Here is a 26459-nt window from a genome sequence, read left to right as displayed (position 1 = left end):
TCCATTAAGAAAGACTTAGAAAGCACTTGCTCAACAAGCGGGATAGCGCCTTTTCCTCGATCAGGGGGAGAGCCGGCCGAGGAACTGGGCAAAGACCATGGTGCCTTCGGGCCAGGGACCGTGACCGGAATCGGCATTGATATGACCGGACTCGCCGGCATCGACGAGGAAGGAGCCCCAACTGCTGGCAATCTCGTCGGCATGCTCGTAGCTGCCGAACGGATCGTTGCGGCTGGCGACAGTGATCGACGGGAAGGGCAGCGGATCGCGCGGATAGGGGCCGAAAGTCATCAGGTGCTTCGGGCGGATGTCGGGATTGGCCACATCGGGCGGGGCAACGAGGAAAGCGCCCGCCACGCGGTTGCGGAAATGCGGGATGGCGTGGATCACCGAGGGCACGCCCAGCGAATGGGCGACGAGGACGACCGGACGGGTCGAGGCGTTCACCTCCTCGGCGATGCGGGCGATCCAATCCTCGCGGACCGGCTTCGTCCATTCGGCCTGCTCGACGCGCCGCGCCGTGCTGAGTTTTGCCTCCCAGCGGCTTTGCCAGTGGCTCGGGCCGGAATTGGTGTAACCGGGGATGATGAGGATATCTGCGTCTGAGGCTTTCATAGTGCCGCCGATGTGAGAAAGCTGGTCCAAGATGTCAAGAGGGGTGTCAAGGGAGAGAGCGACACGGGCGTTGAAAGTTGCTATATTGCTCCAGTGCCGGTTGCGGAATTCGTGTCGGCTTGCCCGCCGATGCTTTCCGCCGCCGATCAGGTCTCGGCTGAGGAGGAGAAAACCATGGCGGCATTTCATGTCATGACGGGTGCCAGCGAAAGCTTGGCGCGGCCCGTTGTCAATCGCATCGGTATCGCTGACGTCTTCGACGCGCTGAAGCGCGGATACGAGGATTTTATGGAGAAGCCGTCCCACTATGTGTTCCTGTGCCTGATGTATCCGATCGCCGGCGTCTTCCTGACGCTATGGACCTCGGGCGCCAACCTTTTGCCGATGGTCTTCCCGCTGATGGCGGGTTTCGTGCTGATCGGCCCGATCGCTGCGATTGGCCTCTATGAAATTAGCCGCCGGCGCGAGGCCGGCCTCGATACATCCTGGACGCATGCGCTCGATGTGCGCCATTCGCCGGCGCTGCCGTCGATTGTGGCGGTCGGGCTGATGCTCTGCGGCCTCTTCGTCGTCTGGCTGGTGACGGCACAGACGCTCTACAGCAATTTGCTCGGCGAGGTCTTTCCGCGCAGCATGGCGGATTTCTTCCGCCAGGTCTTCGGCACGTCAGAGGGCATGCAGCTGATCATCTGGGGCAATCTCATCGGCTTCGTCTTTGCGCTCGTCGTGCTGGCGATGACCGTCATCACCTTTCCGCTGCTGCTCGACCGCGATGTCGGGGCGGTGGCAGCCGTGAGCGCCTCGATCCGCGCGCTGCTCGTCAATCCGGTGCCGGTGCTGCTCTGGGGCCTTATCGTCGCTGCGCTACTTCTCATCGGCACGATCCCGATCTTTGCCGGGCTTGCGCTAGTTATCCCGATCCTCGGCCATGCGACCTGGCATCTCTATCGCAAGCTGATTGCGCGGGAAGCCACAGCGTAACCACGGCCGGCCTTGCCCGCGGAGAATCTCGGATCCCTGCGGGAACCTCCAACCTGCCTCGGAGTTTGTTTAGCCAGAGCATGATGTCGTCGACGTCATGCTCTGGAGACTTCGAGGGAGGATCTTTGAGGTGACGATGAAGCATCTGTTTGCCCACTTCGCAACCAAGGTATCGGAATGGGCGGGCAAACCCGTCATCTTCATCCTGGCACTGATCGCCGTCGTCATCTGGGCGGCACTCGGCCCCTTCTTCGATTATTCGGAAACTTGGCAGCTGGTCATCAATACCGGCACGACGATCATCACCTTCCTGATGGTTTTCGTGCTGCAGAACGCCCAGGCACGCGACACGCGGGCGATCCAGGCCAAGCTCAATGAAATTATCCTGACCAGCCATGCCGAGAACCGTTTCATCGGTATCGAGAATCTCGACGAGGAAGAACTGAAACGTCTCGACGAACTGGTCGCCAAGGCCGCCAAAGGCCGGGGCGAGAGCGAGGCTTGCAGGACATCAGAGGCAGCGAATGCGGAACCGTCGAAAAAGACGGAGGCACGCAAGCGTCCTGTGGTTGCCAAAGCACCGAAGCAAAAACAACGGCCGCTTGAGAAAAGCTAGACTATGAAATACAATCGGCACCATATTCAGTTCATTAAATCCAACTCCGCAGGGAAAAATGAACGACTCCTTTCTTCGAGAGCCGCAGGTTGAGCTGTTCTTTCAGGCTTATTTCATAGGATTGACGTTAGGTCATTTGCCATTTTTCTTCGAAGAAATCGGCTTTATCGCGTTTATGCCAAAGTTTATTGTTTCGCTACCAATCGTTTTTGTATTGTTTATTTTTTATCGCGTTAAATACATTGAAATAAATTCGCGGCCATTTCTTTGGTCGTCTATCTTTTTTATAGTAATTTTTTTGCTGATTGTGGCGGCTTTCTTGTTGTTGTCAGGTGGAAGTATTCAGAGGCTGACCTTGTTAGCTTTTTTCCTAATTATTTCTCTGCCTTCTGTCCTTGTCGCATGCATCTACTTCACAGTTATGATCAGGCTGCGACTGAGGGGAAAAGCCGTTTGATAGATTCTCGACGGAGAGGTATGCCGGCAGAAAAACGGCGCCCGCAAGGGCGCCGCTATATCGTTGATTGCAGATCGCTCAGGCGTTGCCGAAGACGCGCCGGAAGATCGTATCGACATGCTTGGTATGATAGCCAAGGTCGAACTTCTCCCGAATATCCTCCTCGGAAAGCGCCGCGCGTACCTCCGCATCAGCAAGCAGCTCCTCCAGAAAATCCTTGCCCTGTTCCCAGACCTTCATGGCGTTGCGCTGGACGAGGCGGTAAGCATCCTCGCGGGAGGTGCCGGCCTGGGTCAGCGCCAGCAGGACGCGCTGCGAATGGACGAGGCCGCGGAACTTGTTGAGGTTCTTCTCCATGTTCTCAGGGTAGACCAGCAGCTTTTCGATGACGCCGGCGAGACGGGAGAGGGCGAAGTCCAGGGTCACGGTCGCATCGGGCCCGATCATGCGCTCGACCGAGGAATGGGAGATATCGCGCTCGTGCCAGAGGGCGACGTTTTCCATCGCCGGCATCGCATAGGAGCGGACCATGCGGGCGAGGCCGGTGAGGTTTTCGGTCAGTACCGGGTTGCGCTTGTGCGGCATGGCCGAGGAGCCCTTCTGGCCAGGCGAGAAATATTCCTCGGCTTCGAGCACCTCGGTGCGCTGCAAGTGGCGGATTTCGGTCGCCAGTCGCTCGATCGACGAGGCGACGACACCGAGCGTGGCGAAATACATGGCATGGCGGTCGCGCGGGATGACCTGTGTCGAGACCGGCTCGGCCTTCAGGCCAAGCGCCTCGGCGACATGTTCCTCGACGCGCGGATCGATATTGGCGAAGGTGCCGACGGCGCCCGATATGGCGCAGGTCGCGACTTCCTCGCGTGCGGCGACGAGGCGCTGGCGGCAGCGCTCGAATTCGGCATAGGCGAGCGCCAGCTTGACGCCGAAGGTGGTGGGCTCGGCATGGATGCCATGCGATCGGCCGATGGTGACGGTGTCCTTGTGTTCGAAGGCGCGGTTTTTCAGCGCCTCGAGCAGCCGGTCGATATCGGCAAGCAGGATATCGGTGGCGCGGACCAACTGGACATTGAAGCAGGTGTCGAGCACGTCGGACGAAGTCATGCCCTGGTGGACGAAGCGCGCATCCGGGCCGACGATCTCGGCGAGATGGGTGAGGAAGGCGATGACGTCATGCTTGGTGACGGCTTCGATCTCATCGATGCGGTCGACGTCGAAGGTGGCGGCGCCGCCTTTCTCCCAGATCGTCTTTGCCGCCGATTTCGGGATGACGCCGAGTTCGGCCAGCGCGTCGCAAGCATGCGCCTCGATCTCGAACCAGATGCGGAATTTGGTTTCGGGAGACCAGATGGCGACCATTTCGGGCCGGGAATAACGCGGGATCATGGGCGGCTGCCTTCACTTCAAGAGGTTGAGCGTTTAAGACGCAATTCCGGACGCAAAACCGCTGCACACTTTTGCTGGAATTGCTTTAGCGCCCCTGTAGCAAAGACGGGCGGCAATCTCAACGCATGCGTTTGGCAAGATGATAGCTGCTTGCGACAAGACAGACGAGGCCGAGCGGCAAGAAGAGGCGCAGGCCGATCACCAGGAACTGGTAGACGGCGCTGATACTGGTGAAGACGAACTGGAAAGCCCAGACGATACTGCCGAAGGGTGCATGCCAACGCGAATAGAACATCCGGTATTCCATGGCGAAAAGGAAGGCGGTCATCAGGATAGTGGCCGCCGTCAGCGTCACGAAAAACGCGGCAAAACGCGTTTCCAGCGGCCTGTCAAAGGCGAGGAAGCGGGCGACCGGCATGGCGAACGGCCAGGCAAACAGGCCGCCGGCGAAATAGAGAGCGGCGATCTCGGCCAGTCGGCTCGTCTGCAGGCCGTTGCGCAGGAAAAGGCCGAGCATGGCGGCGGCGAGCATCTGCATGCCCCAAAGCAACGCGCCGGCAATCAGATCGGGGTAGGGCGGCCGTGCAGCTCTTAGACGATCCATCCGGGGGCGATCCGTCCTCGGGCGATCCATGCTCAGGGATGAACCGGAACGGCGATCCAGCGTCCGTTCCTGTCTGCATCGAAGGCCAGGACGAGTGCGATATGGACCTGGTTTCCGGCTTCCGGCTGGTAGACCACGGCGCCGCCGATCCGGTATTCGACCGAACATGCGCGCTCGGCCGGAACCGCGGTGGCCTGGCGCGCTGCCTGTCGGTTCGGAGCGCCTTCCTTTTCGATCATCTGCAGGCTGAAACCGATGACCCGCTTGTCGACCGCAACGCAATCCTTCGGCGTCGGCACCGGCATCTCACCGAGTGAGAGCGTATACGGCGCTTTCGGCGGGCCGTCGGTCGCAAGCGTCGTGTAGCGGATCGTCTTCGACGGCGAGCCGAGTTCGGTCGGCGGATTGAAGGCAGCGATCAAGCCGGGATTGGTCAGCAGATCATATTTGTCCATCTGGCTGCGGGCCGCCGTCAGGTTCTGCCGCCGCGCCTTGGAGAGATTGGCGTCCTTGTCGGTCAGCTCGGTATGGAAGGGCGTGCCCTCGAGATAGTGGCCGTCTTCGGTATCAACAAAATAGGTGTTGGAGTAGGGAAGGTTGCCGCTCTCCTCGATGCCGAATTCCTGAAATCCGAAGACCTTACCGTCGGCGGAAAAGCCGATCGGCTGGATGTTTGCGATGTCGCCGGCAAGTGACAGACTAGGCAATCCGGCAAATGCGACAGCAAGCATGCCACCGATGATCAGACGTTTCTTCATGCTCGTGCCCCTTCGGCTGCCTGACGCAGATCGGCGACGGTCCGGCGATAATCCTCGACCGTATCGCCCTTGAAAATTGCCGAGCCGGCGACGAGAACGTTGCCGCCCGCCCGGGCGATATCAGGCGCCGTTTCCACCGTGACGCCGCCGTCGACCTCGAGTTCGATCGGCCGATCACCGATCAGTGACTTCGCCGCCGCGATCTTCTTCGCCATCGCCGGAATGAATTTCTGCCCGCCGAAACCGGGATTGACCGACATGATCAGGATGAGATCGACATCGTCGAGCACGTTTTCGATAGCGCTGAGCGGCGTCGCCGGATTGATCGTCACGCCGACCTTCTTGCCGAGATTGCGGATGGTCTGCAGCGAGCGGTGCAGATGCGGTCCGGCTTCGGCATGGACGGTAATGCGGTCGCAGCCGGCCTTGGCGAAGGCTTCGAGATAGTCGTCGACCGGAGAGATCATCAGGTGGCAGTCGAAGGTGGCTGAAGTATAGGAGCGCAGCGACTTGATGACATCGGGGCCGAAGGAGATGTTCGGCACGAAATGTCCGTCCATGACGTCGAGATGGATCCAGTCGGCGCCAGCGGCCGTCACGTCGCGCACCTCCTCGCCGAGCCTGGCGAAATCCGCCGCGAGGATCGAGGGGGCAATGCGAATGGGCAGCGTCATCAAATCTTACTCCGTATGGGCCGCCATTTGACCGCGGCGCCCGAATTCAAGGCAGCCTCACCGTTCATTGCGTCGGCGCGGCAGGTGGAAAAAAGCCGTTGCCCCGCCATTCAAGCAGGCGGTAGGGGTTTTGCGAAAGTTCATGCGCATCGGTGAAGGCGATGGCGCCGACCGGCGTCTGGAATGTCGTACCGAGAAGTGCCTCCTGCAGTGGCTTGCCCGCCGCAGCGGCGGCTTGTCCCGCCTGGCCGGCAATAAGTGCCGCAGCCAGCGACGGCAGGACATAACCTTCCGGCTCGATGCCTTTGGCGCGCAGCGCCTCGGCCGCAGCTGTGCCTTCCGGTAGAACGGCATATTCGGGCAGGGCGACAGCGCGCACGCCTGAATTAAGCGGCAGCGGCTGGTCGGCAGCGCGCATGGCATCGCCGCCGAGGATGGACAGCGGGATATTCTCCGCCTTGGCGTCGCGGGCGATGGCGGCAACGTCGTTGCGGTCGCCGCCGATGAAGACCCGGGTGGCACCCGCCCGTTTCAGGCGGCGAACGAGGGCAATCTGCTGCTCCTGTCCCGGCCGGTAGGTATCGGTAAAGACCGGCTTCAGGCCGTTCTGCTCCAGCGCATTGCGCACCGCTTCCGTCAGTTCGCGGCCATGAATGGTGCCGTCTTCGATCAGGGCGATCGGATCGGCGGCCCAGTCCTTCAAGATCGCCTCGATGATCTTTGCCGCCTCGGCACCGTCGGCGGGTGCTGCCCGGAAGAGCGGCCAGCCGTTCTTCAACGCATCCTCCATGAGGATGCGGGAGCGCACCGAGACGGTGATCGCGGGAATGCTGGCATCCTTCAGCTTCGGCAGCGCGCCTTCCAGCGTTTCGCTGCAGAGAAAGCCGATCGCGACCTGCACCTTGGCATTGACAAGCGCATCGGCGACCGCAGCACCGCTATTGTCCTCGCAGGTCTCGTTGATGGCGACCAGAGTATTTCCTGACTGCTGAATCTCGAAGCCGGCACCGGCGGTAATCTGGGCGCCGAGCAGGGCAAGCGGGCCGTTCTGAGGGGCGACGACGCCGATTGTCACGCCGGCCGCATGGCCTTGCGCCGCCGCTCCCAGCAGCGCCAGAAAAGCTGCTATGCCACGCAGGTTGATCATGAAAGGCGGAGATCCCTAGCCATCGTCCATGCCCTTTTATCCGCAAGGCCGCGATCGTCAAAGAAAAACAAGCGCAACACAGCGCTTTTCACCGGTCCTATTGTAGAAAAGGTAACCGATGCTCGCCATATTGGCGCGATGGAAAGACAATCCAGGCATAAAGCGCGCGCACGGAGAAGCAGGTGTTGAACAGGCAGCATATCGACCCCGGCCTTTATCGCGATGCCATGAGCCGTTATGCCGGCCATGTGCAGCTCGTGACGACGGCGATGGGCGAGCTGCGCCGCGGCGTCACCATCACGGCCGCCTGCTCGGTTTCGGACAATCCGGCCTCGGTGCTGATCTGCCTCAACAACACCAATCCGAAGAACGAGATCTTCTTTCGCAGCGGCATTTTCGCGCTGAACACGCTCGGCGCCCATCATCAGGGCGTTGCCGATGCCTTTTCCGGGCGCACGTCGCTTGCCAATGACGACCGTTTCGGCAGCGCCCGTTTCGATATGCTTGCCACCGGTGCGCCCGTGCTCGCCGACGCGCTTGCAGCTTTCGATTGCCGGGTGATCGATATCAAGGAAATGCCGACGCACAATGTCATCTTCGGCGAGGTCGCTGCCGTCCGCTTCAGCGAAAAACACCCGGCGCTCATCTATATGAACCGGGATTATCACGCGCTGTGATGAGAGCGCCGTGCGTCCTTTCGGATGCACCAAGGACGCTCTCACACTTTGAAACTACGCATCGCGCTGGGGTGGCCGAGATTTCGAGGGAATAGAGAATGGACAATGCCGGGATCGAGGAAATGTTTCAGGGGCTCGGCCCCGTTACGGTCAAGCGCATGTTCGGTGGCAAAGGCATCTATCATCTCGGGCGCATCATCGCGCTTGAAGTGCGTGACGAGATGCTGCTTAAGGCCGACGAGACAAGCGCCCCGGAATTTGCCGCTGCCGGCGCCACGCAGTGGACCTATGAGGGCAAGAAAGGCAAGCCGGTAAAAATGCCCTATTGGTCGATTCCCGACGAGGCCTACGACGATCCCGATCTGATGGCGAAATGGGTGCGGCTTGCCTATGAGGCGTCGCTTCGCGCCGAATGACTAGCCGCGTTCGGCAGTCGGCAAGGCTGCTATGGCAGCCTTGGTGAAGGCCGACAGCGGTTCGGGCAGATCGGTCAGGGGAAACCAGCCGAAATCCGAAAGCTTGTCCGGTTCGGTCAATTGGGGCTCGCCCTCGACGTCGCGGGCGAGATAGAGGATCGAAATCCAGTGTTGGCGATCGGCCTCGATGATCTGCTCGCTCATGCAGAGGCGCTCGATGCGGCCGATTGTCAGGCCGGTTTCCTCTTCGGCCTCGCGGCGCGCAGCTTCTTCAGCCGGCTCCATATGATCGACCTTGCCGCCGACGATGTTCCAATAGCCGGCTTCAGGTGGACGCATGCGTTTGTAGAGAAGGATCCTGGCGTCGCGCAGAATCACCAGACCGACGCCGAAACCCGGAAAATCAATGCCGGGCCTGCCCACTGGAAGTTCAGACCTTGGCGCTGCCGGCGATCAGCATGAAGGCGGGGATATCGTCGCCGAAGCCGATCGGAGTAGGGCCGTCGTCGTGATCGCGATGACGGCGGCGGTCGCGGCTGTCATCATTTGCCGGGTAAGGCCGATTGTTACGCGCATTGTTCTGCGGCTTCTGCTCTGCTTTGCGCTCGTTCTTCACGATGTCGGCCTTTACTGGTGCTGCTTCGATCACGTTGACGCCATTATCCTGTACGTCGTTGTCAGATTTATGACTCGCAGCGCTGCGACTGCCGCGCCCGCGGCCATGATCCCTGTCGCCGCTCTCTCTCGGCGCGCGATCTCGGGTTGCGCCATCTCTGGCGCCACGCTCGCGGCTGTTGCGGCGCGGTCGTTCAGTTTCCCTGCTTTCTTCTGCCGGCGGCAGGGAATTCAGGTCGCCGCTCAGCCATTCGACCTTTTCGCCGATCAGCTTCTCGATGGCGTCGACAAATTTGGTATCGCGCTTGGTGACCAAGGTGAAGGCGGCACCCGAGCGGCCGGCACGGCCGGTGCGGCCGATACGGTGGACGTAATCCTCGGAATGGATCGGCACGTCGAAATTGAAGACGTGGCTGACATCGGGAATGTCGAGGCCGCGGGCGGCGACGTCGGAGGCCACCAGAAGCTGGAGGTTGCCGTCGCGGAAGCTCTGCAGCGTCATCGTGCGGGAACGCTGGTCCATATCGCCATGCAGGGCGCCGACGGAGAAGCCGTGGCGTTCAAGCGAGCGGAAGAGATCGGCTACATCCTTCTTGCGGTTGCAGAAGACGATAGCGTTCTTGAGCTCGGTCTGGGCGCGGACGAGTTCGCGCAGCACCGCTCGCTTCTCGTAATCCTTACCGTGCGAAGCAACGAAGCGCTGGGTCACCGTCGCGGCAGCCGAGGCCGGCTTTGCGACCTCGATGCGCTCGGGATTCTGCAGGAAGCGGTCGGCGAGCTTCTGAATCTCCGACGGCATGGTTGCCGAGAAGAACAGCGTCTGGCGGGTGAACGGGATCATCTTGGCGATGCGTTCGATATCGGGGATGAACCCCATGTCGAGCATCCGGTCGGCCTCGTCGATGACGAGGATCTCGACGCCGCTCATCAGCAGCTTGCCGCGCTCGAAATGGTCGAGCAGGCGACCGGGCGTGCAGATCAGCACATCGGCGCCGCGCTCGAGCTTGCGGTCCTGGTCCTCGAAAGAAACGCCGCCGATCAGAAGGGCGACGTTCAGGCGGTGGTTCTTGCCGTATTTCTCGAAATTCTCGGCGACCTGGGCGGCGAGTTCGCGCGTCGGCTCGAGGATCAGCGTGCGGGGCATGCGCGCACGCGCACGGCCCTTCTCCAGAAGCGACAGCATCGGCAGAACGAAGGATGCCGTCTTGCCAGTGCCGGTCTGCGCGATACCGCAAATATCGCGGCGCTCGAGCGCAAACGGGATAGCGCCCGCCTGAATAGGCGTTGGGATCGTGTAGCCCGCGTCCGTAACAGCGGATAGCACTTTTTGGCTTAAGCCAAGGTCAGCAAATGTCGTCAAAGGGAAAACTGTTTCCATTCCGTTCGGCCGAGCTCTGAACGAGTCGGCGGGATTGCATGCCGCAATGCAGCGCGACATAGCCCCGAATGGCCGGCAAGTCAAGAAATAGAGACGCCGCGCCCATTGCAGAGTGAAGCGTTGGTTACCGGGCAGGAGTTACTTGATATAGGTGGCGAGTTTAAGGCCGGCATTCATGAAATATACTGGATCGACCGCGTGGCCGTCCTGGCGCACTTCATAATGCAGGTGCGTGCCCGTCGAGCGGCCGGTGCTGCCGGCAAGGCCGATGACGTCATTGCGATCGACTGTGTCGCCGACCTTGACCAGGACCTGGGACATATGCCCGTAGCGCGTCGAGATGCCGTTGCCGTGATCGATCTCGACCATGTTGCCGTAGCCGCCGGTCCAGCCGGCCGAAATCACCTTGCCGGGGGCCGTCGGGCGGATCCTTTCGCCCGGCGAAAAGCGGAAGTCGATGCCGGAATGGAGCGCGAGACGTCCGAGGAAAGGGTCACGTCGATTGCCGAACGGGCTGGTCACATCCTTGCCGATAGCGGGATTGCGGAAAGGCAGGGATTCGGCGGTACTGCGCACCTCTTCGAGGCGGGTCAGCGCGCCGTCAAGCGCGACCAGAGAATTGTTGAAGTCGTCGTTGCTTTCGGGCTCGACATAAGGGCCGCCGACTGCATCGTCATCGTCTTTCCTGGCAGCGGTCTCGGGCATCGGAATCTTGAAGCGGGTCAGCACGGTCTCGATGGCATTGGCGGCATTGCCGGCGTCGCTCGTCAGCTGTTCGACACGGCTGCGCTGATCCTGTTCGACATCTTTCAGCGACAGCGTCACCTTGGAGAAGATGCGGTCGGCACGGTCGCCGACCGTGTCGGTGGCCGGCACATAGGCAAGCGTCGAATTATCGGGCGTCGCATCGGCGGGCGTGCCGCTCGCCAGCTGTTTCTCGATCGCCTCGATGCCGCTACCGGTGAGTGACGCACGCTTGTCCTTGATATCGGGGCCATAGGACTGAACGGGCGAAGACGGCGAAGGCAGGGCGCCATCCTTTTCCGTCAGGCCGGAGCTTTCGGCCCGGTCGAGCAGATTGTCGAGCTTGCCATGGCGCGAGGTGAGCGCCATCTGCTGCTCCATCAGCTTGTCGACCTTGTCTTCAACCACCTGCTGGTCGAGAAGCTGGCGGGAGGTGATGCGGTCGACCTGGGCGCGAAGCGCGGCGATGCGGTCTTCATAATCGTGCTGCATGCGGGCCTGGCGGGCCATGGTGGCGCCGATCAGGTCGTCGCGCAGCACGAGATAGGACGTGGCCAAGAGGTAGCCGATCGAGAAGACGCCGACGAAGCAGAAGGCAAGCGCTGCCATCCAGGGCCGGACCGTCATATGGCGGACCTTGTCGCCGCTTGCGAGGATGAGGATATGTTCCTGTGCCCGCCTGCCGAATACCCGGTGCTGATGTCCGCTGTTCACGCAGGCTCTCCCGATTGATGCTCTACGCCTCTTTCGGAAAATTAGACACTGTTATGGTTAATGAATGCTTTCATTGTCGCTGTCGCATCATAAATGGCGGGCATGCATAGCATCCCGGGACATTTCAAGCGTGGCTGATCGATGCCAGCGATCGGTAGAAGGACGGCGTCAGCCCGGCTTCGGCGCGGGCAAGGTCGTTGAAGGGCGGCTTCAGTGGTCCGCGGAAATTGGCCCGCACCAGCTCCTGGAAGGCTTTTGCAGGGTCGCGCTTCTCGCGGGCGCAGAGGAAGCGGAACCATTTGGCACCGACGGCGACATGGCCTTTCTCGTCGTTGTAGATGACGTCGAGGACATCGGCACTTTCGAGATCGCCGGTCCGGCGCATCTTCGCCTGCAGCGACGGCGTAACGTCGAGGCCGCGGGCTTCCAGAATCAGCGGCACAACGGCGAGCCTTGCCGTCAGATCGTTGCGCGTCGAATGGGCGGCCTGCCAGAGCCCGTCATGCGCGGGTAGATCACCATAATCAGCACCGAGATCGTTGAGCCTGGCGCGGACCATGCGGAAATGCTTCGCCTCCTCGAAGGCGACCTGCATCCAGCCGTCGAAAAAGGAATTCGGCACCTGCTCGGTCGCGAATCGCGCAACGATATCGAGGGCCAGATCGACGGCGTTGAGCTCGATATGGGCGATGGCGTGGAGCAAAGCGATCCGTCCTTTGAGCGTATGCAGCGAGCGCTTCTCCACCTGGGTCGGCGGCGTCAGCACCGGTTTGTCAGGACGGCCGGGCCTGTCGGGCAGCGCCGCATCGAGCGGCGAGCGCAGCGACACCCGGCGGGCGAACCAGCGGGTGGCGCTTTCCTGCGCAAGTGCCGTCTTGCGGTCGAGATCGGCGGAAGAGATCGCATCGATGGCGCCGCCGCGCAGCGAGCTTATCGCCAGATGCCCGGTCACGCGGCCAGGTTCCTCACGGCCTCGAGCACGGTTTCGGCATGGCCCTGCACCTTCACCTTCTGCCAGATCGTGGCGATGGTGCCGTCCTGGCGGATGAGGAAGGTGGTACGCTCGACGCCCATGAAGTTGCGGCCGTACATGCTCTTTTCCTTCCAGACGCCATAGGCCTGCAGCGTCGTCTTTTCCTCGTCCGAGGCGAGCGCCACCGAAAGACGGTGCTTCTTGATGAACTTGTCATGGCAGGCGGCCGAATCGGGCGACATGCCGATGACGGCAGCACCGGCTGCCTCGAACTCGCTTGCTAACGCGGTGAAAGCCAATGATTCGGCGGTGCAGCCCGTCGTATCGTCCTTGGGATAAAAGAACAGCACGAGCGGTCTGCCGTGGAATTCGGCCAGCGAGACGCGGCCGCCGCCGTCGCGGGGAAGGTTGAAATCGGGGGCCGAGACGCCGATGCCGGGAACCGCCATTGGGAAAACCTTTCTTTTGCCGGGTTTGTGGATGACACTTTCTCTCCCCGAATTATATAGTGGACGGATACCCGTCCAGCATGGCCGGGTTCAATTCTTCACTTAAAGGGAGAGCCCGAGGGCGCATGTCAGCCATCCGCGGCGAAAAGGTCACGTTTCGCAAGAAGGACATCGTTGCGCTGGACCGCTTGCCGTCCGCCCAGGCCGAGGATCCGATCATCGTTCATTGCCCGCCGCCGCGTTCGCCGATGCGCCGCACGGCGAAGCTGACCTGTGGATTCCTGGGACTGATTCTCCTTATTCTCGCTGGCATCGTTTTCACCGTCGAGAGCGGCATGTTCGACAAGCCGCTGTCGCAGCAGGCTCAGGCGGCGCTGAATGGCGTGGCCGGACCGCGCTACCGCGCCGAGGTCGGCTCCACCGTCATCCGCTTCACTTCGGACTTTCGGCTGGCGCTTGAAGCGCGCAACGTCAACATGATCGACCAGGAGAGCGGCCAGCACCTGTCGACGACGGGTTCGGTGCGCCTGGGGCTCGATCCGCTGCAGCTTTTCCGCGGCCGCATTGCCGTCGCGGACATCGAAGCGGAGGATATCGCGCTCGATACCGCGCTTCTGCCCTCCGGCAATCCCGTCAAGCTCGACGATCTGCGCATCGACGCCGTACCGGGGGCGATGGAGAAGATCTTCTCGCAGTTCGACATGTTCGACAGCATCGTGACGCGGGGCTCGACCAATTCGGTGCGCATCTCCGGCATCGACATCAAGCTTGCCGATACCGCCAACGGTCCGCTGTCGCTTGTCATCGACAATCTCGTCTTTGCCCATGCCGGCCCGTCCTCGCTGCAATTGACCGGCGAAGTCGCGCTCAACGGCGAGGTGGCGGAGCTCGACGTGCTGGCCGAGAAGGAAGACGGCCACATATCGAAGGTCGTGGCGGCGCTCAAGCATGCCGACCTCACGCCCTTTGCGCTGAAACGCAACGATCAGGGCGTGATCCGGCAGGGGCTCAGCGCCTTTGCCGACCTGACAGTGTCGGCCACCAGAGCGCGCGATGGGGTGCCGCCGGCGCTTGCGGCGACGATCGACATCGATCCCGGCCAGATCTATGCGGATGGCGATCCGCAGGAGCTGTCGGGCGGGCAAATCAATCTCGTCTATGATTTCTCCAAGCAGACGCTCGAGATCGCCAGGTCAAACGCCCGATTCGGCGCGACCACGCTTCCCATCAACGGCGCGCTGATCGATCTCGACAAGCTCGACCCGCAGGCAGGCAAAGGCTTCGGCATCGACCTGCTTGTCAGCGGCGCCACGGCAGCACCCGGCGGCTCCGGCGAGCAGCCGCTTTCCTTCGATATCCAGGCGACCGGGCGTTATATGGTCACTGAGCGGGAATTCCGGTTTCCCAACATGACCGTCTCCAGCCCGCTCGGCGCGCTTTACGGATCGCTTGATGTCAAGCTCGGCAACAAATCGCCGGAGTTCAGCTTCGCCGGCCAGTCGGCGAAGCTAGAGACGACGGCGATCAAGCAGCTCTGGCCGTTCTGGATGGCGCCCAAGGTGCGCAATTGGGTGCACGGCAATCTCTTCGGCGGCACCGTCACCGACGCCGCCATTTCCGTTTTCATTCCCTCTGGCAGGTTGGACGAGGCGGCCGGCGGCAAGGGGTTGAAGCTCGACGCCAACCAGATCCGCATCGCCTTCGACGTCACGGGCGCGCGGATGAACGTCGCCGGCGACATTCCGCCGATCCGCGACACGGCGGCGCATTTCGACCTGATGGGGCCTGTTGCCACGATCGCATTCAAGAGCGGCACCTCCTATTTCCCTTCCGGCCGATCCGTCAATCTCGGGCAGGGGACGTTCGTCCTGCCCGCCACCTACGACAAGCCGCTGATGGCCGATATCGACCTTACGGTCTCGGGTGCGGCGGACGCCGTCGGCGAGCTTCTGACCTACAGGCCGATCCGGGTGCTGCAGCGCGCCGGCTTTACGCCCGACGATCTCAAGGGGCGGGTCGAAGCGAATGTGAAGGCGCATTTCGGCCTGCTCTCCTCGCAGAACCCGCCGCCGGCTGAATGGACGGCGGCGATGAAGCTCACCGACGTCGATCTTGCCAAGCCGTATTCCGGCCGGATGATCAGCAATGTCGACGGCACGCTGAACGGCAATCCGAAACGGATCACGCTCGACGCCAAGGCGCAGATCGACGGCGTCCCGGCCGATATCGATCTTACCGAGCCGGTCGAGGCATCCTCAGGCGTGGAGCGGCAGCGCGTCATCACCGCGACGCTCTCTGAGGACCAGCGCAACAAGCTGATACCCGGGCTTTCCGGCATCGTCGGCGGCAGCGTGAGGATGGTGCTGACGCGGATCGATGACGACCGGCAGGACGTCCAGCTCGACCTCACCAAGTCGCTGCTCGAACTGCCTTGGATTGGCTGGGCGAAAGGCAGCGGCATCGCCGCTACGGCCGAATTCGAAACATCCGGCCCGGCCGACAGTACACAGATCAGGAACTTCCGACTGAAGGGCGACGGTTTCGGCGCCAACGGGTCGCTTGATATCGGCAAGGGCGGGCTGATCTCGGCCGATTTCGATAGCGTCAAGCTCTCCTCGCTCGACGATTTCGCCCTGTCGGTGAAGCGCAACAAGGGCAATTTCGACGTCTTGGTCTCCGGCGACAGCGCCGATGCGCGGCCCGTCATCGCGCGGTTGAAATCGGGCTCGGACGGCGATGGTAACGGAGATGCCGGCGATACCGCAGTATCGGTGCGCGCCAAGCTGAAAAACGTCATCGGCTTCAACGACGAGAAGGTCAGCAATTTCCAGGCGCAAATATCACTGCGCGGGGACAAGCTGCAGGCGCTCAATTTTTCCGCCGTTACCGACAGCGGCGAGGCCGTGGTCAGCCAGATGAAGGACGGCGGCGTCATCAACATCACCAGCGGCGATGCCGGGGCGATATCGCGTTTCGCCGATCTCTATCAGCACATGCAGGGCGGGCTGCTTAATCTGGCGATCCGGCTGGGGGCGGAGGGCGGCTGGGACGGCTCGCTCGACGTGCGCCGCTTCGCGATCGTCAACGAACAACGCCTGCGGTCGATCGTCTCGACGCCTGTTGGAAGTGAGCAGCGCAGCCTCAACGAGGCCGTCAAGCGCGATATCGATACCTCGTCGCAGCGCTTCCAGCGCGGCTTTGCCCGTGTTGTCTCGCGCAATGGCATGGTCGGCATCGAGAACGGCGTGTTGCGCGGCGACCAGATCGGCGCAACCTTCCAAGGCATTGTGCGCGATCGCAAGGGCAACATGGACATGACCGGCACCTTCATGCCGGCCTACGGCCTCAACCGCCTTTTTGCCGAACTGCCGCTGATCGGCGTCATTCTCGGCAATGGCAGCGACCGCGGCCTGATCGGCATCACCTTCAAGCTGACGGGCAAGTTCGACCAGCCGAACCTGCAGATCAACCCGCTGTCGATCATCGCGCCGGGTGTTTTCCGGCAGATCTTTGAGTTCCAGTGAGGCAGGTGAAGCCGGGAGGTCGCAAATCCCGGCAGGTGCAAAAGGTTCCGACAAAGCGTCCGGTGTGTGACTTGTCGCCGGGTCGCAGCAGAGAAATGCGCAGGTTCGTTCTCGGCAAGGCCAATTCCGACCTATCCTGAGAAGTCCAACATTGATTCTTTGTCTATTTTAGGGAAATCTGATGTACTATATTGTCCCGGCGAGGAAGCAACGGCCGGTGCAATGTCGGAGGATGCGATGCAGTGCGCCCGGACAGTTTCTTTCGCATCGGCCGCCATGATGGCTGTGACAATTACCGACGCTTCGCTTGCCGCGGAAAAGGTCGTGCGGCTGAAATCGCAAGAGGCGATCATCCGTTCCGACCACGTCCTCATGGTTCCCCTCGACGCGATGATGACGCCGCCGATCTTCTCGATCAGTTGGTGGTCGCGCGTGACGCCCGCTTCAAGCATCGATCCGCCGGCTATCTTCTCCGAGAGACCAAACGAGGTGACGCGGAATACCGGCGGGGAGCTGAATGATCTTGCTCGCCGACCCGAATAGTGAGGCAAAGAAAAAAGCCGGCGCGGGCGCCGGCTTTGGTATCTGTTTTGATGTAAAGCCGCTTACGCCGCGCGGCGGATCAGGATGTGTTTCTTCTTGCCGAGTGAGAGCTTGATGATGCCGTCGGCGGTGATTTCGCCGCTGCCGATCATCTTGCGTTCGTCGCTGACTGCCTCGTCGTTGATGCGGACGGCGCCGCCCTGGACGTGACGGCGAGCTTCGCCATTCGATGAGGCAAGGCCGGCACGAACGATCAGCGACAGCAGGCCGATGCCAGCGTCGAGCTCGGAGGCGGGCACGTCCACCGACGGGAGGTTTTCCGAGAGGCCGCCTTCCTCGAAGGTCTTGCGCGCCGTTTCGGCAGCCTGTTCAGCGGCCTGGCGGCCGTGCAGGATCGCCGTTACCTCAGTCGCAAGGATCTTCTTGACTTCGTTGATCTCCGAACCGCCGAGTGCCGAGAGACGGGCGATTTCATCCATCGGCAGCGTGGTGTAGAGCTTCAGGAAGCGCGAGACGTCGGCATCTTCGGTGTTGCGCCAGTATTGCCAGAAATCATAGGCTGAGAGCATGTCGGCGTTCAGCCAGACAGCGCCGGTCGCCGACTTGCCCATCTTGGCGCCGGATGACGTCGTCAGCAGCGGCGATGTCAGCGCATAGAGCTGCGGTGTCCCCATGCGGTGACCGAGATCGATACCGTTGACGATATTGCCCCATTGGTCCGAACCGCCCATCTGCAGGCGGCAATCGTAGCGCTTGGCAAGCTCGACGAAATCATAGGCCTGGAGGATCATGTAGTTGAATTCCAGGAAGGACAGGGACTGTTCGCGGTCGAGACGCGTCTTGACGCTGTCGAAGGACAGCATGCGGTTGACCGAGAAGTGCTTGCCGACATCGCGCAGGAATTCGAGATAGTTCAGCGAGCGCAGCCATTCGGCATTGTTGATCATCAGCGCGTCCTTCGGACCGTCGCCGTAGTTCAGGTAATTGGAGAAGACGCGCTTGATCGAGGCGATATTGCCTTCGATCGTATCCACGGTCATGAGCTGGCGCGCTTCTTCCTTGAAGGAGGGATCGCCGACCATGCCGGTGCCGCCGCCCATCAGCGAGATGGCGCGATGACCGGTCTTCTGCATCCAGTGCAGCATCATGATCTGGATCAGCGAGCCGGCGTGCAGGCTGGGCGCCGTCGGATCGAAGCCGATATAGGCCGTCACGGTTTCCTTGGCGAACAGGTCATCGAGGCCGCTTTCATCGGAAACCTGATGAATGAAGCCGCGCTCTTTCAGCGTGCGGAGGAAATCGGACTTGAACTCTGACATAGGTTTCGTCTCTTGGTGTCTGCGCTTACCCCATGTGGGCCTCACGCAAGTTCGTTGTTGTTGATCTGTCGCGGCGCGTTTAGCACTGTTTTTATAAAAGTGCATCCGGGAATCGCATGGGAGGCAAGCCTCATGGATGTCATCAGGACCGCGATCGGGCTGATGAGCGGCACGTCGATGGATGGAATCGACGTCGCGCTGATCAGGACCGACGGTCGCGGCTTCATCGAGCGCGGGCCATTCATGGGCGTGCCCTATGACGCCGATTTTCGCGGGCTGCTTAAACGGGCGCTAGAACTGTCGCGTCGACTGAGCGACAGGAGCGAACGACCCGCTGAGCTTCGCGATATCGAGCTTGAACTTACCTTGCGGCATGCAATTGCCGTTACGGCATTCATGGAGCGCTTCGAGCTTTCTGCCGATGGCGTCGATGTCCTCGGCTTCCATGGCCAGACGGTGCTTCATCGCCCTGATGAGGGATTGACGATCCAGATAGGCGACGGCCCGGAGCTTGCGCGCCGGACCGGCATACCGGTGGTCTACGACATGCGTGCCAACGACATGGTTCATGGCGGGCAGGGAGCACCACTGGTGCCGGCCTATCACGCCGCACTTGCGGGAAAATTCCAACAGCAGGGACAGGCGGTGTGCTTCGTCAATATCGGTGGCATCTCCAACCTCACCTTTATCGGCACGGATGGCCGGATATCGGCCTTCGACAGCGGTCCGGGCAACACGCTGATCGACCAGTGGGTGGAGATGCAGACCGGCAGAACCTATGATCCCGGCGGCGAGATCGGTGGGCGCGGCAAGGTCGTGGCCAACCTCGCGGAGCGCTACCTGGACAATCCGTTCTTCCGCGGCAATGTTCGCCGTTCGCTCGACCGCGGCGATTTCGCGCCGCTTCGGCCCGAGGAGGCGAGCCTTGAAGACGGCGCCCGGACGCTGGCGCATGTCGCCGCCGCCTCGATCATCAAATCCGCCGGTTTCCTGCCCGAGACCCCAGCGATCTATATCGTTTGCGGCGGCGGGCGGCTGAACGGTACTCTGATGGCGGAATTTTCGGTCATGGCCGAAAGGTTCGGCTCGAAGGTACTGAGCGCCGAGGAGGCAGGCTTCGACGGTGATGCGATGGAAGCCGAGGCCTGGGCCTATCTCGCCGTCCGGTCGCTGGACGGGCTGCCGTTGACATTTCCCGGCACGACGGGGGTCGACGCCCCCGTCAGCGGCGGGGTGCTGGCAACGCCATGAGAGAGCAGAGCGTCATATTGAAGACGCCACGGCTCAGCTTCGTCATGTGGGACGAAGGCGATGCACCCCTGGTGCAGCAACTGCATTCGACGATGGCGACGACCCGATATTTGTCCGGCAATGCGCCGTGGAGCCTTGAGAAGGCTGAGCAGCGGCTGCGGGGCTGGTTCGAGGAGCAGGCGCGCGACGGCACGACCAAATACAAGCTCCTCGCCGAGGACGGCAGCTTCGTCGGTCGCGCGGGCATTTCGAAGTTCAGGAGCGAGCAATTCGAACTCGGTTATTCCCTGCGCGAGGAGGCGTGGGGCAAGGGCCTGGCAACCGAGGCGGCAGCCGCGTTGGTCGACTGGTTCTTCGAAAGGCAGTTTGCGCAAGGCTTCATCGCCTTCACGCATCCCGAAAACATCGCCTCGCAGTGTGTCCTCAGAAAGATCGGCATGCGCGAACGCGCGCCGATCCTGATCGATGGAGTGCTGGACACGGCTTTCGAGCTCACCGCCAATATGCAGCCGGTAAAGTCCTAACTCTTTACGGCGACCGGCCGAACATTGGATTCGCGACCGGCCTGGTTGCCATCCTCGACGCCCCTGACCTGAGCAATGAACGAGAACTTCTTGCGAAGGCCGAGGATCGGCTTCTCGATGAAATGCCAGGACAGCACCGCGACGGCGAGAGCCGACGGCAGGCCGACGAGATAGAGCGCCAGCGCGCCATATTTCGGGTAGAGAAACACCGACGGGAACGAGCTGATCCAGATCTGCAAAAACGGGTCGTGATAGAGATAGACGCCGTAGGAATAGTCGCCCTTCCTGAAAAAGGCCGGAATGGGCACCTCGGACAGGCCGACGAAGACGGTGATGTAAACGAGAGAGGTGATGACCAGGGGCCGGTTCATCACCGACTCCGTCGCCTGGCTGTCCAGGGTCAGAATGGCGATGATGCAAACCAGGCAGGCGGCGGCGAACAGCCAGCGGGAATGTGGAATAACCGCTTTGAACTGAAAGACGACGATGCCCATCATGAAGGCCGTTATCAGCTGGGAGCCTCGGCTCATGAACAGGAAGCGAGCGATCGGCTTGATCGAGCCTGGCAGCAGGTAGGGCATCTTCTGCACGATAAGGCCGATGACGATGTAGGCGATAGTCACCGCAAGCAGCTTGTAGCGCGTCTTGACGATGGCGGTGATCATCAGGAACGACATGATGATGTAGCAGAAGATCTCCCAGGGAACCGTCCAGAGAGCGCCATTGACCCGCTGGCTCGGGTTATCCTGGAAAACGCCCGGAAGCTCGTAATGGATCCAGCCGACGATATTCAGGAAGTATTTGAAAAACCGCTGATCGGTAAAATATTCGGAGTGATAAACGACCGTTATGATCGGCCCGATAATCAACGAACAGACGACGATATCGACCGCAAGGGCCGGTACGATGCGCAAGCCTCGGTTGATCAGGAAATTCCGGAGGCTCAGGCGCTGGGCGCTGCCGGCGATCAGAAATCCGCTCAAAGCGAAGAACATCGGAACAAGAGCGTATTCAGTAAACCAGAATACCGACCCCCTAATGAAGTCATTGTTCTCGGTTAACAAAAAGGAATGGGTCAATACGATGGAAAAGGCGAGCCCTATTCGAAGAAAATCGAACCCCGGACCAATTCCCCTATACTTATCCAGGACTTCCCCGAACGACTTGGTCATTGCGGACCTCGCTTTTGTTAGGATCGCGAGGACCCTACCGCACTGCAACATACATTGCAACACGATAGGTGATCTGTTCTGACACATCCGGCCCGGTGGTGTTCCGGACCGTCACGGCGTCAATGAGGCCGAGATTTTGTGGTGTCAGCGAATCCGCTTGGCGGCCGGTTCCGGCACCAGTTCGCCGTTGAGGCGACGGTCGAGGTAATCCTCGCATTCGCCCATCAGCGTTTCCACCTGGCCATTGAAGAAGTGGTTGGCGTTGGCAACGGTGCGGTGGGTGATGAGGATGCCCTTCTGGGTCTTCAGTTTCTCCACAAGGCCGTTGACATCCTTTTCCGGCGCCACCTTGTCGGCCTCGCCGTTGATGATCAGGCCGGAAGAGGGGCAGGGCGCCAGGAAGGAAAAGTCGTAAGTGTTCGGCTGCGGCGCGATCGACATGAAGCCTTCGATCTCCGGCCGGCGCATCAGGAGCTGCATACCGATCCAGGAGCCGAAGGAATAGCCGGCGACCCAACAGGTCTTGGAATCGGGATGCAGGCTCTGCACCCAGTCGAGCGCCGAGGCGGCATCCGAGAGTTCGCCGGCGCCGTGGTCGAATTCACCCTGGCTGCGGCCGATGCCCCGGAAATTGAAGCGCAGCGTCGTGAACCCGCGCTTCTGGAACATGTAGAAGAGCTGATAGACGATCTGATTGTTCATCGTGCCGCCGAACTGCGGATGCGGATGCAGAATCAGGGCGATGGGCGCGCTTTTTTCCTTGGAGGGCTGGTAGCGGCCTTCAAGACGGCCGGCTGGGCCGTTGAAAATAACTTCGGGCATTGGTACTCCGGGTTTTATTTCGCGTTCGCGCTGCGCTGGATGACAACATGACTTGACTAGTGTTGTCAGCTTTTCTAAAACGCAGTTTAGAACAATTCGAAACTTGCATGGCGATCCACGCATCGTGGAACGTGTCATAAGGCAAGCCCGGCGGAAATTTCAAGAAAAATGAACCGCGGCCGCTGAAGCAAGCTCGTCAAGCGCAGGACTGAAGATCATGGCGCCGCCACGCCTTTATCTCGACTGGAATGCCACAGCGCCGCTGCACCCCGCAGCACGCGCGGCGATCATGCGCGCCATCGATGTGTTTGGCAATCCGAACAGCGTGCACGGAGAGGGCCGCGCTGCGCGCGCCGCCATCGAAGGCGCACGACGCAAGGTGGCGGCACTTGCCGGCACCGGTCCTGGCAATGTGGTGTTTACCAGCGGTGCGACTGAAGCCGCCAACCTGGTGCTGACACCGGATTTCCGCATGGGCCGGACGCCGCTTCGGCTCGGCCATCTTTATTTTTCGGCGATCGAGCATCCGGCCGTGCGCGAAGGCGGCCGCTTCGCCAGGGAGAGTATGACGGAGATCCCGGTGACGGAAGCCGGCATCGTCGATCTCGATGCGCTGGGCCTCCTGCTTGATGCTCATGACAAGGCCGCCGGCCTGCCGATGGTCGCTATCATGCTCGTCAACAACGAGACGGGCATCGTGCAGCCGATCGAGGCGGCGGCAAAGATCGTCCACGCCCATGGCGGGCTCTTCGTCGTCGACGCCGTGCAGGCTGCCGGTCGCATCGCCCTCGATATCGAAAAGATCGACGCCGATTTCATGATCGTCTCCTCGCACAAGATCGGCGGACCGAAGGGGGCCGGCGCGCTCATCTCACGCGGCGAGGCGCTGATGCCCAGGCCGCTGATCCAGGGTGGCGGGCAGGAGCGGGGTCACCGCTCGGGAACACAGAATTCTCTGGCGCTGATCGGCTTCGGCGCGGCGGCAGAAGCCGCGTCCGACGAACTCGAGGCGCGCAATGCGACGATCGGCACGCTGCGCGAGCGGCTGGAAGCCGGCATGCGTGAGGCGGCTGCCGACGTGATGATCCACGGCGAGGGCGGCGAGCGCGTCGCCAATACGATCTTCTTCACCCTGCCGGGGCTGAAGGCTGAGACCGGGCAGATCGCCTTCGATCTCGAAGGCGTTGCCCTTTCTGCAGGCTCTGCCTGCTCGTCCGGCCGGCTCGGCGAAAGCCATGTGCTGACGGCGATGGGCCGTGACGCCAAGCTCGGAGCACTGCGCATCTCGCTCGGCTTTTCGACGACGGAAGAGGATATCGACAGGGCGATTGGGGCTTTCGCAAAGATCGCCAACCGGCGCAGGTCGGCTGGGGAGGCGGCTTGCCCCGTGTCAAAACTTGCGGAAACGCAAATTTCTGCTTGCCAATCGGGCTGAAAAGTCCCTTTTGGCCTCTTACATAAAGGGCAAGAGAATTGCCCAAACACTACAAGCTGCCGGACCTTGTATCCGGCGAGATTGGAGAATGAGATGGCTGCCGTGCAGGAAACAATCGACCAGGTCCGCCTGATCGATGTGGACCAGTACAAATACGGTTTCGAGACCGTCATCGAGATGGACAAGGCGCCGAAAGGCCTGTCCGAGGACATCATTCGTTTCATTTCGGCGAAGAAGCAGGAGCCTGAGTGGATGCTGGAATGGCGTCTCGAGGCCTATCGTCGCTGGCTGACGCTGGAAGAGCCGACCTGGGCGCGCGTCGACTATCCCAAGATCGATTTCAACGACATCTATTATTACGCCGCGCCGAAAAGCACGCCGGGTCCGAAGTCGCTCGATGAGGTCGATCCGGAGCTGTTGAAGGTCTATGAGAAACTCGGCATTCCGCTGCGTGAGCAGGAGATTCTTGCCGGCGTCGAGAAGCCGAAGATCGCCGTCGACGCCGTTTTCGACAGCGTCTCGGTCGTCACCACCTTCAAGGCAGAGCTGAAGAAGGCCGGCGTGATCTTCATGTCGATCTCGGAAGCCATCCGCGAATATCCCGATCTCGTCCGGAAATATCTCGGCTCGGTCGTGCCGACCTCGGACAATTATTATGCGACGCTGAATACGGCTGTCTTCACCGACGGTTCCTTCGTCTTCGTGCCGAAGGGCGTTCGTTGCCCGATGGAGCTGTCCACCTATTTTCGCATCAATGAGAAGGGCACCGGCCAGTTCGAGCGCACGCTGATCATTGCGGAAGAGGGCGCCTACGTCTCCTATCTCGAAGGCTGCACGGCGCCGCAGCGCGATGAAAACCAGTTGCATGCCGCCGTGGTCGAGCTGGTTGCGCTCGACGATGCCGAGATCAAATATTCGACGGTGCAGAACTGGTATCCCGGCGACAAGAACGGCAAGGGCGGCATTTACAACTTCGTCACCAAGCGCGGCGATTGCCGTGGCGACCGCTCGAAGATTTCCTGGACGCAGGTCGAAACCGGTTCGGCGATCACCTGGAAATATCCGTCCTGCATCCTGCGCGGCGACGACAGCCGCGGCGAATTCTACTCGATCGCCGTTTCGAATGGCCATCAGCAGATCGACAGCGGCACCAAGATGATCCATCTCGGCAAGAACACGTCGAGCCGCATCGTCTCCAAGGGCATCGCGGCCGGCGTTTCCAACAACACCTATCGCGGCCAGGTCTCGGCTCACCGCAAGGCGTCGAATGCGCGCAACTTCACCCAGTGCGATTCGCTGTTGATCGGCGACAAGTGCGGCGCCCATACCGTGCCCTACATCGAGGCGAAGAATTCGACGGCGCAGTTCGAGCATGAGGCGACAACCTCAAAGATCTCCGAGGACCAGCTGTTCTACTGCCTGCAGCGCGGCATCCCGACCGAAGCGGCGATCGCGCTGATCGTCAATGGTTTCGTCAAGGAAGTGCTGCAGGAATTGCCGATGGAATTCGCCGTCGAGGCGCAGAAGCTGATCAGCATCTCGCTCGAGGGCTCGGTGGGTTGACATGAGCGAAGCGGACAAGAAGCGCATTCTTGAACGTCTGACGAATATGCGCGGGGAGATATTGGCGAAAATTCGCCCCCGCGAGCTAAGAAACGAGACCGAAACGCCGCCGGAGCAGCCTTATGTGTTTCTCCGGCAGCGCATGGAAAAACCGGGAAAGATCATTCAGGGGATCTCGGATTTTTTCGAATGGGTTGGGCTCGTTACGGTCGCGGTTTTCCGCGTCGTCCGTTTTTTTGCACGATAGCGCCGAGCGCAACATGTCGATGTCCCTTAAAAATTACGCGAGGCTCTTAGTGAGCTGCGCAGAGAAAAACGCAGGAACCAAAGATGCTTGAAATTAAGAACCTTCATGCCCGTATCGCCGAAGACGGCACCGAGATCATCCGTGGCCTGAACCTGACGGTGAAGGCCGGCGAAGTTGCCGCGATCATGGGGCCGAACGGCTCCGGCAAGTCGACGCTCTCCTATGTGCTGTCAGGCCGCAGCGACTACGAAGTCACCGAGGGTGACATTCTCTACAATGGCGAAAGCATTCTCGAGCTCGATCCGGCCGAGCGTGCGGCCAAGGGCATCTTCCTCGCTTTCCAGTACCCGGTCGAAATTCCGGGTGTTGCCACCATGCAGTTCCTGAAGGTGGCGATGAATGAGCAGCGCAAAGCGCGCGGCGAGGACGAGCTGACGACGCCGGATTTCATGCGCCGGGTCAAGGATGCCGCCGGCAAGCTGCAGATCAATACCGAGATGCTGAAGCGCCCGCTGAATGTCGGCTTCTCCGGCGGCGAGAAGAAGCGTGCCGAAATCCTGCAGATGGCGCTGCTCGAACCGAAGCTCTGCGTGCTTGATGAAACCGATTCCGGCCTCGACATCGACGCGCTGAAGATCGTCGCCGACGGCGTCAACGCGCTGCGTTCGCCGGACCGCGCCGTCGTGGTCATCACCCATTACCAGCGCCTGCTCGACTATATCGTGCCCGATACCGTCCACGTGCTCTACAAGGGCCAGGTGATCAAGTCGGGCGACAAGACGCTGGCACATGAGCTGGAAGCCAACGGCTATGCCGATATCATCGGCACGGCGGCCTGAGTTCGGGTGGAAAGGA

27 protein-coding genes are annotated in these 26459 nt (G+C 61.0%); 13 read left to right on the top strand and 14 right to left on the bottom strand.

Annotated elements, in window-relative coordinates; all coding sequences use genetic code 11:
- Positions 1 to 60 precede the first annotated feature (60 nt).
- A complete protein-coding gene (locus tag CUJ84_RS11240; RefSeq protein WP_003559738.1) occupies positions 61 to 615 on the bottom strand; it encodes an RBBP9/YdeN family alpha/beta hydrolase in 555 nt (184 codons plus the stop codon).
- Between the two features lie 174 nt (positions 616 to 789).
- On the opposite strand from CUJ84_RS11240, the gene CUJ84_RS11235 reads away from it, so the two are divergent.
- The 3 genes from CUJ84_RS11235 (at position 790) to CUJ84_RS11225 (ending at position 2669) form a co-directional block, all read left to right on the top strand.
- On the top strand, positions 790 to 1596 hold the full coding sequence (locus tag CUJ84_RS11235) for a DUF2189 domain-containing protein (protein ID WP_105008156.1): 807 nt from the start codon (positions 790 to 792) through the stop codon (positions 1594 to 1596).
- A 136-nt stretch (positions 1597 to 1732) separates the two neighbouring features.
- Entirely contained in the window at positions 1733 to 2212 is a 480-nt protein-coding gene (locus CUJ84_RS11230) for a low affinity iron permease family protein (RefSeq protein ID WP_105006264.1), read from the top strand.
- Positions 2213 to 2270: 58 nt separating this feature from the next.
- Positions 2271 to 2669 carry a hypothetical protein gene (locus CUJ84_RS11225; RefSeq protein WP_105006263.1) on the top strand — a complete coding sequence of 133 codons (399 nt, stop codon included), beginning with the start codon at positions 2271 to 2273 and terminating at the stop codon, positions 2667 to 2669.
- 78 nt (positions 2670 to 2747) lie between these two features.
- On the opposite strand, the gene purB is transcribed toward CUJ84_RS11225, so the two are convergent.
- The 5 genes from purB to CUJ84_RS11200 all read right to left on the bottom strand — a co-directional run bounded on the left by purB (position 2748) and on the right by CUJ84_RS11200 (position 7238).
- Complete coding sequence (purB, locus tag CUJ84_RS11220; protein ID WP_017960628.1) at positions 2748 to 4055, bottom strand: adenylosuccinate lyase; 1308 nt, start codon at positions 4053 to 4055, stop codon at positions 2748 to 2750.
- Between the two features lie 118 nt (positions 4056 to 4173).
- Positions 4174 to 4659, bottom strand: a complete 486-nt coding sequence (locus CUJ84_RS11215; RefSeq protein ID WP_105006262.1) for a hypothetical protein — start codon at positions 4657 to 4659, stop codon at positions 4174 to 4176.
- 32 nt (positions 4660 to 4691) lie between these two features.
- On the bottom strand, positions 4692 to 5417 hold the full coding sequence (locus CUJ84_RS11210; RefSeq protein ID WP_105006261.1) for a DUF2259 domain-containing protein: 726 nt from the start codon (positions 5415 to 5417) through the stop codon (positions 4692 to 4694).
- A complete protein-coding gene (gene rpe / locus CUJ84_RS11205; RefSeq protein WP_003559730.1) occupies positions 5414 to 6091 on the bottom strand; it encodes a ribulose-phosphate 3-epimerase in 678 nt (225 codons plus the stop codon). Before rpe ends, CUJ84_RS11210 begins: the two co-directional genes overlap by 4 nt.
- Before the next feature lie 64 nt (positions 6092 to 6155).
- Positions 6156 to 7238: a branched-chain amino acid ABC transporter substrate-binding protein gene (locus CUJ84_RS11200; protein ID WP_105006260.1), complete on the bottom strand. Its 1083-nt coding sequence runs from the start codon at positions 7236 to 7238 to the stop codon at positions 6156 to 6158.
- Between the two features lie 182 nt (positions 7239 to 7420).
- Here CUJ84_RS11200 and CUJ84_RS11195 point away from each other — a divergent pair, with 182 nt between their 5' ends.
- Both CUJ84_RS11195 and CUJ84_RS11190 read left to right on the top strand, forming a co-directional pair.
- Entirely contained in the window at positions 7421 to 7915 is a 495-nt protein-coding gene (locus tag CUJ84_RS11195; protein WP_105006259.1) for a flavin reductase, read from the top strand.
- A gap of 98 nt (positions 7916 to 8013) precedes the next feature.
- Positions 8014 to 8331 (top strand): TfoX/Sxy family protein, encoded by a 318-nt coding sequence (locus tag CUJ84_RS11190; RefSeq protein ID WP_003540033.1) that lies wholly within the window; start codon positions 8014 to 8016, stop codon positions 8329 to 8331.
- On the opposite strand, the gene CUJ84_RS11185 is transcribed toward CUJ84_RS11190, so the two are convergent.
- The 5 genes from CUJ84_RS11185 to CUJ84_RS11165 form a co-directional block, all read right to left on the bottom strand.
- On the bottom strand, positions 8332 to 8754 hold the full coding sequence (locus CUJ84_RS11185; RefSeq protein WP_105006258.1) for an NUDIX domain-containing protein: 423 nt from the start codon (positions 8752 to 8754) through the stop codon (positions 8332 to 8334). It lies immediately after the preceding gene.
- Positions 8755 to 8761: 7 nt separating this feature from the next.
- The gene (locus CUJ84_RS11180) at positions 8762 to 10324 is read right to left on the bottom strand and encodes a DEAD/DEAH box helicase (protein WP_105006257.1); all 1563 of its coding nucleotides are present in this window, start codon (positions 10322 to 10324) and stop codon (positions 8762 to 8764) included.
- 138 nt (positions 10325 to 10462) lie between these two features.
- Positions 10463 to 11782: a peptidoglycan DD-metalloendopeptidase family protein gene (locus CUJ84_RS11175; RefSeq protein ID WP_105006256.1), complete on the bottom strand. Its 1320-nt coding sequence runs from the start codon at positions 11780 to 11782 to the stop codon at positions 10463 to 10465.
- 124 nt (positions 11783 to 11906) lie between these two features.
- Complete coding sequence (locus tag CUJ84_RS11170; RefSeq protein WP_105006255.1) at positions 11907 to 12734, bottom strand: ferritin-like domain-containing protein; 828 nt, start codon at positions 12732 to 12734, stop codon at positions 11907 to 11909.
- Positions 12731 to 13204: a peroxiredoxin gene (locus tag CUJ84_RS11165; protein WP_018072241.1), complete on the bottom strand. Its 474-nt coding sequence runs from the start codon at positions 13202 to 13204 to the stop codon at positions 12731 to 12733. The genes CUJ84_RS11170 and CUJ84_RS11165 overlap by 4 nt, the downstream gene beginning before the upstream one ends.
- Positions 13205 to 13329: 125 nt before the next feature.
- Here CUJ84_RS11165 and CUJ84_RS11160 point away from each other — a divergent pair, with 125 nt between their 5' ends.
- Together CUJ84_RS11160 and CUJ84_RS11155 are read left to right on the top strand one after the other, a co-directional pair.
- Positions 13330 to 16728, top strand: a complete 3399-nt coding sequence (locus CUJ84_RS11160; protein ID WP_105006254.1) for a DUF3971 domain-containing protein — start codon at positions 13330 to 13332, stop codon at positions 16726 to 16728.
- Between the two features lie 222 nt (positions 16729 to 16950).
- Positions 16951 to 17271 carry a hypothetical protein gene (locus CUJ84_RS11155; protein ID WP_105006253.1) on the top strand — a complete coding sequence of 107 codons (321 nt, stop codon included), beginning with the start codon at positions 16951 to 16953 and terminating at the stop codon, positions 17269 to 17271.
- A 62-nt stretch (positions 17272 to 17333) separates the two neighbouring features.
- Here CUJ84_RS11155 and tyrS read toward each other — a convergent pair whose 3' ends face one another.
- Positions 17334 to 18590 (bottom strand): tyrosine--tRNA ligase, encoded by a 1257-nt coding sequence (tyrS, locus tag CUJ84_RS11150; RefSeq protein WP_027684556.1) that lies wholly within the window; start codon positions 18588 to 18590, stop codon positions 17334 to 17336.
- A 132-nt stretch (positions 18591 to 18722) separates the two neighbouring features.
- Here tyrS and CUJ84_RS11145 point away from each other — a divergent pair, with 132 nt between their 5' ends.
- Together CUJ84_RS11145 and CUJ84_RS11140 are read left to right on the top strand one after the other, a co-directional pair.
- The gene (locus CUJ84_RS11145) at positions 18723 to 19841 is read left to right on the top strand and encodes an anhydro-N-acetylmuramic acid kinase (protein WP_105006252.1); all 1119 of its coding nucleotides are present in this window, start codon (positions 18723 to 18725) and stop codon (positions 19839 to 19841) included.
- Positions 19838 to 20365, top strand: coding sequence for a GNAT family N-acetyltransferase (locus tag CUJ84_RS11140; protein ID WP_105006251.1), 528 nt, complete (start codon positions 19838 to 19840; stop codon positions 20363 to 20365). The genes CUJ84_RS11145 and CUJ84_RS11140 overlap by 4 nt, the downstream gene beginning before the upstream one ends.
- Here the strand turns inward: CUJ84_RS11140 and CUJ84_RS11135 are convergent.
- Together CUJ84_RS11135 and CUJ84_RS11130 are read right to left on the bottom strand one after the other, a co-directional pair.
- Complete coding sequence (locus tag CUJ84_RS11135; RefSeq protein WP_105006250.1) at positions 20362 to 21537, bottom strand: acyltransferase family protein; 1176 nt, start codon at positions 21535 to 21537, stop codon at positions 20362 to 20364. The two genes, CUJ84_RS11140 and CUJ84_RS11135, sit on opposite strands and share 4 nt — an antisense overlap.
- A gap of 144 nt (positions 21538 to 21681) precedes the next feature.
- The gene (locus CUJ84_RS11130; protein WP_003559715.1) at positions 21682 to 22359 is read right to left on the bottom strand and encodes an alpha/beta hydrolase; all 678 of its coding nucleotides are present in this window, start codon (positions 22357 to 22359) and stop codon (positions 21682 to 21684) included.
- A gap of 217 nt (positions 22360 to 22576) precedes the next feature.
- Here CUJ84_RS11130 and CUJ84_RS11125 point away from each other — a divergent pair, with 217 nt between their 5' ends.
- The 4 genes from CUJ84_RS11125 (at position 22577) to sufC (ending at position 26443) form a co-directional block, all read left to right on the top strand.
- Entirely contained in the window at positions 22577 to 23794 is a 1218-nt protein-coding gene (locus CUJ84_RS11125; protein WP_105006249.1) for a cysteine desulfurase family protein, read from the top strand.
- 93 nt (positions 23795 to 23887) lie between these two features.
- Positions 23888 to 25357: a Fe-S cluster assembly protein SufB gene (sufB, locus tag CUJ84_RS11120; RefSeq protein WP_105006248.1), complete on the top strand. Its 1470-nt coding sequence runs from the start codon at positions 23888 to 23890 to the stop codon at positions 25355 to 25357.
- A gap of 1 nt (position 25358) precedes the next feature.
- Positions 25359 to 25604 (top strand): hypothetical protein, encoded by a 246-nt coding sequence (locus tag CUJ84_RS11115; protein WP_105006247.1) that lies wholly within the window; start codon positions 25359 to 25361, stop codon positions 25602 to 25604.
- Positions 25605 to 25687: 83 nt separating this feature from the next.
- A complete protein-coding gene (gene sufC / locus CUJ84_RS11110) occupies positions 25688 to 26443 on the top strand; it encodes a Fe-S cluster assembly ATPase SufC (RefSeq protein ID WP_003539985.1) in 756 nt (251 codons plus the stop codon).
- Positions 26444 to 26459: the final 16 nt, after the last annotated feature.

Source organism: Rhizobium leguminosarum, from assembly GCF_002953715.1.
GTDB classification, from domain to species: Bacteria; Pseudomonadota; Alphaproteobacteria; order Rhizobiales; family Rhizobiaceae; genus Rhizobium; species Rhizobium leguminosarum_V.
This window is presented reverse-complemented; position numbering and strand designations above follow the sequence as displayed.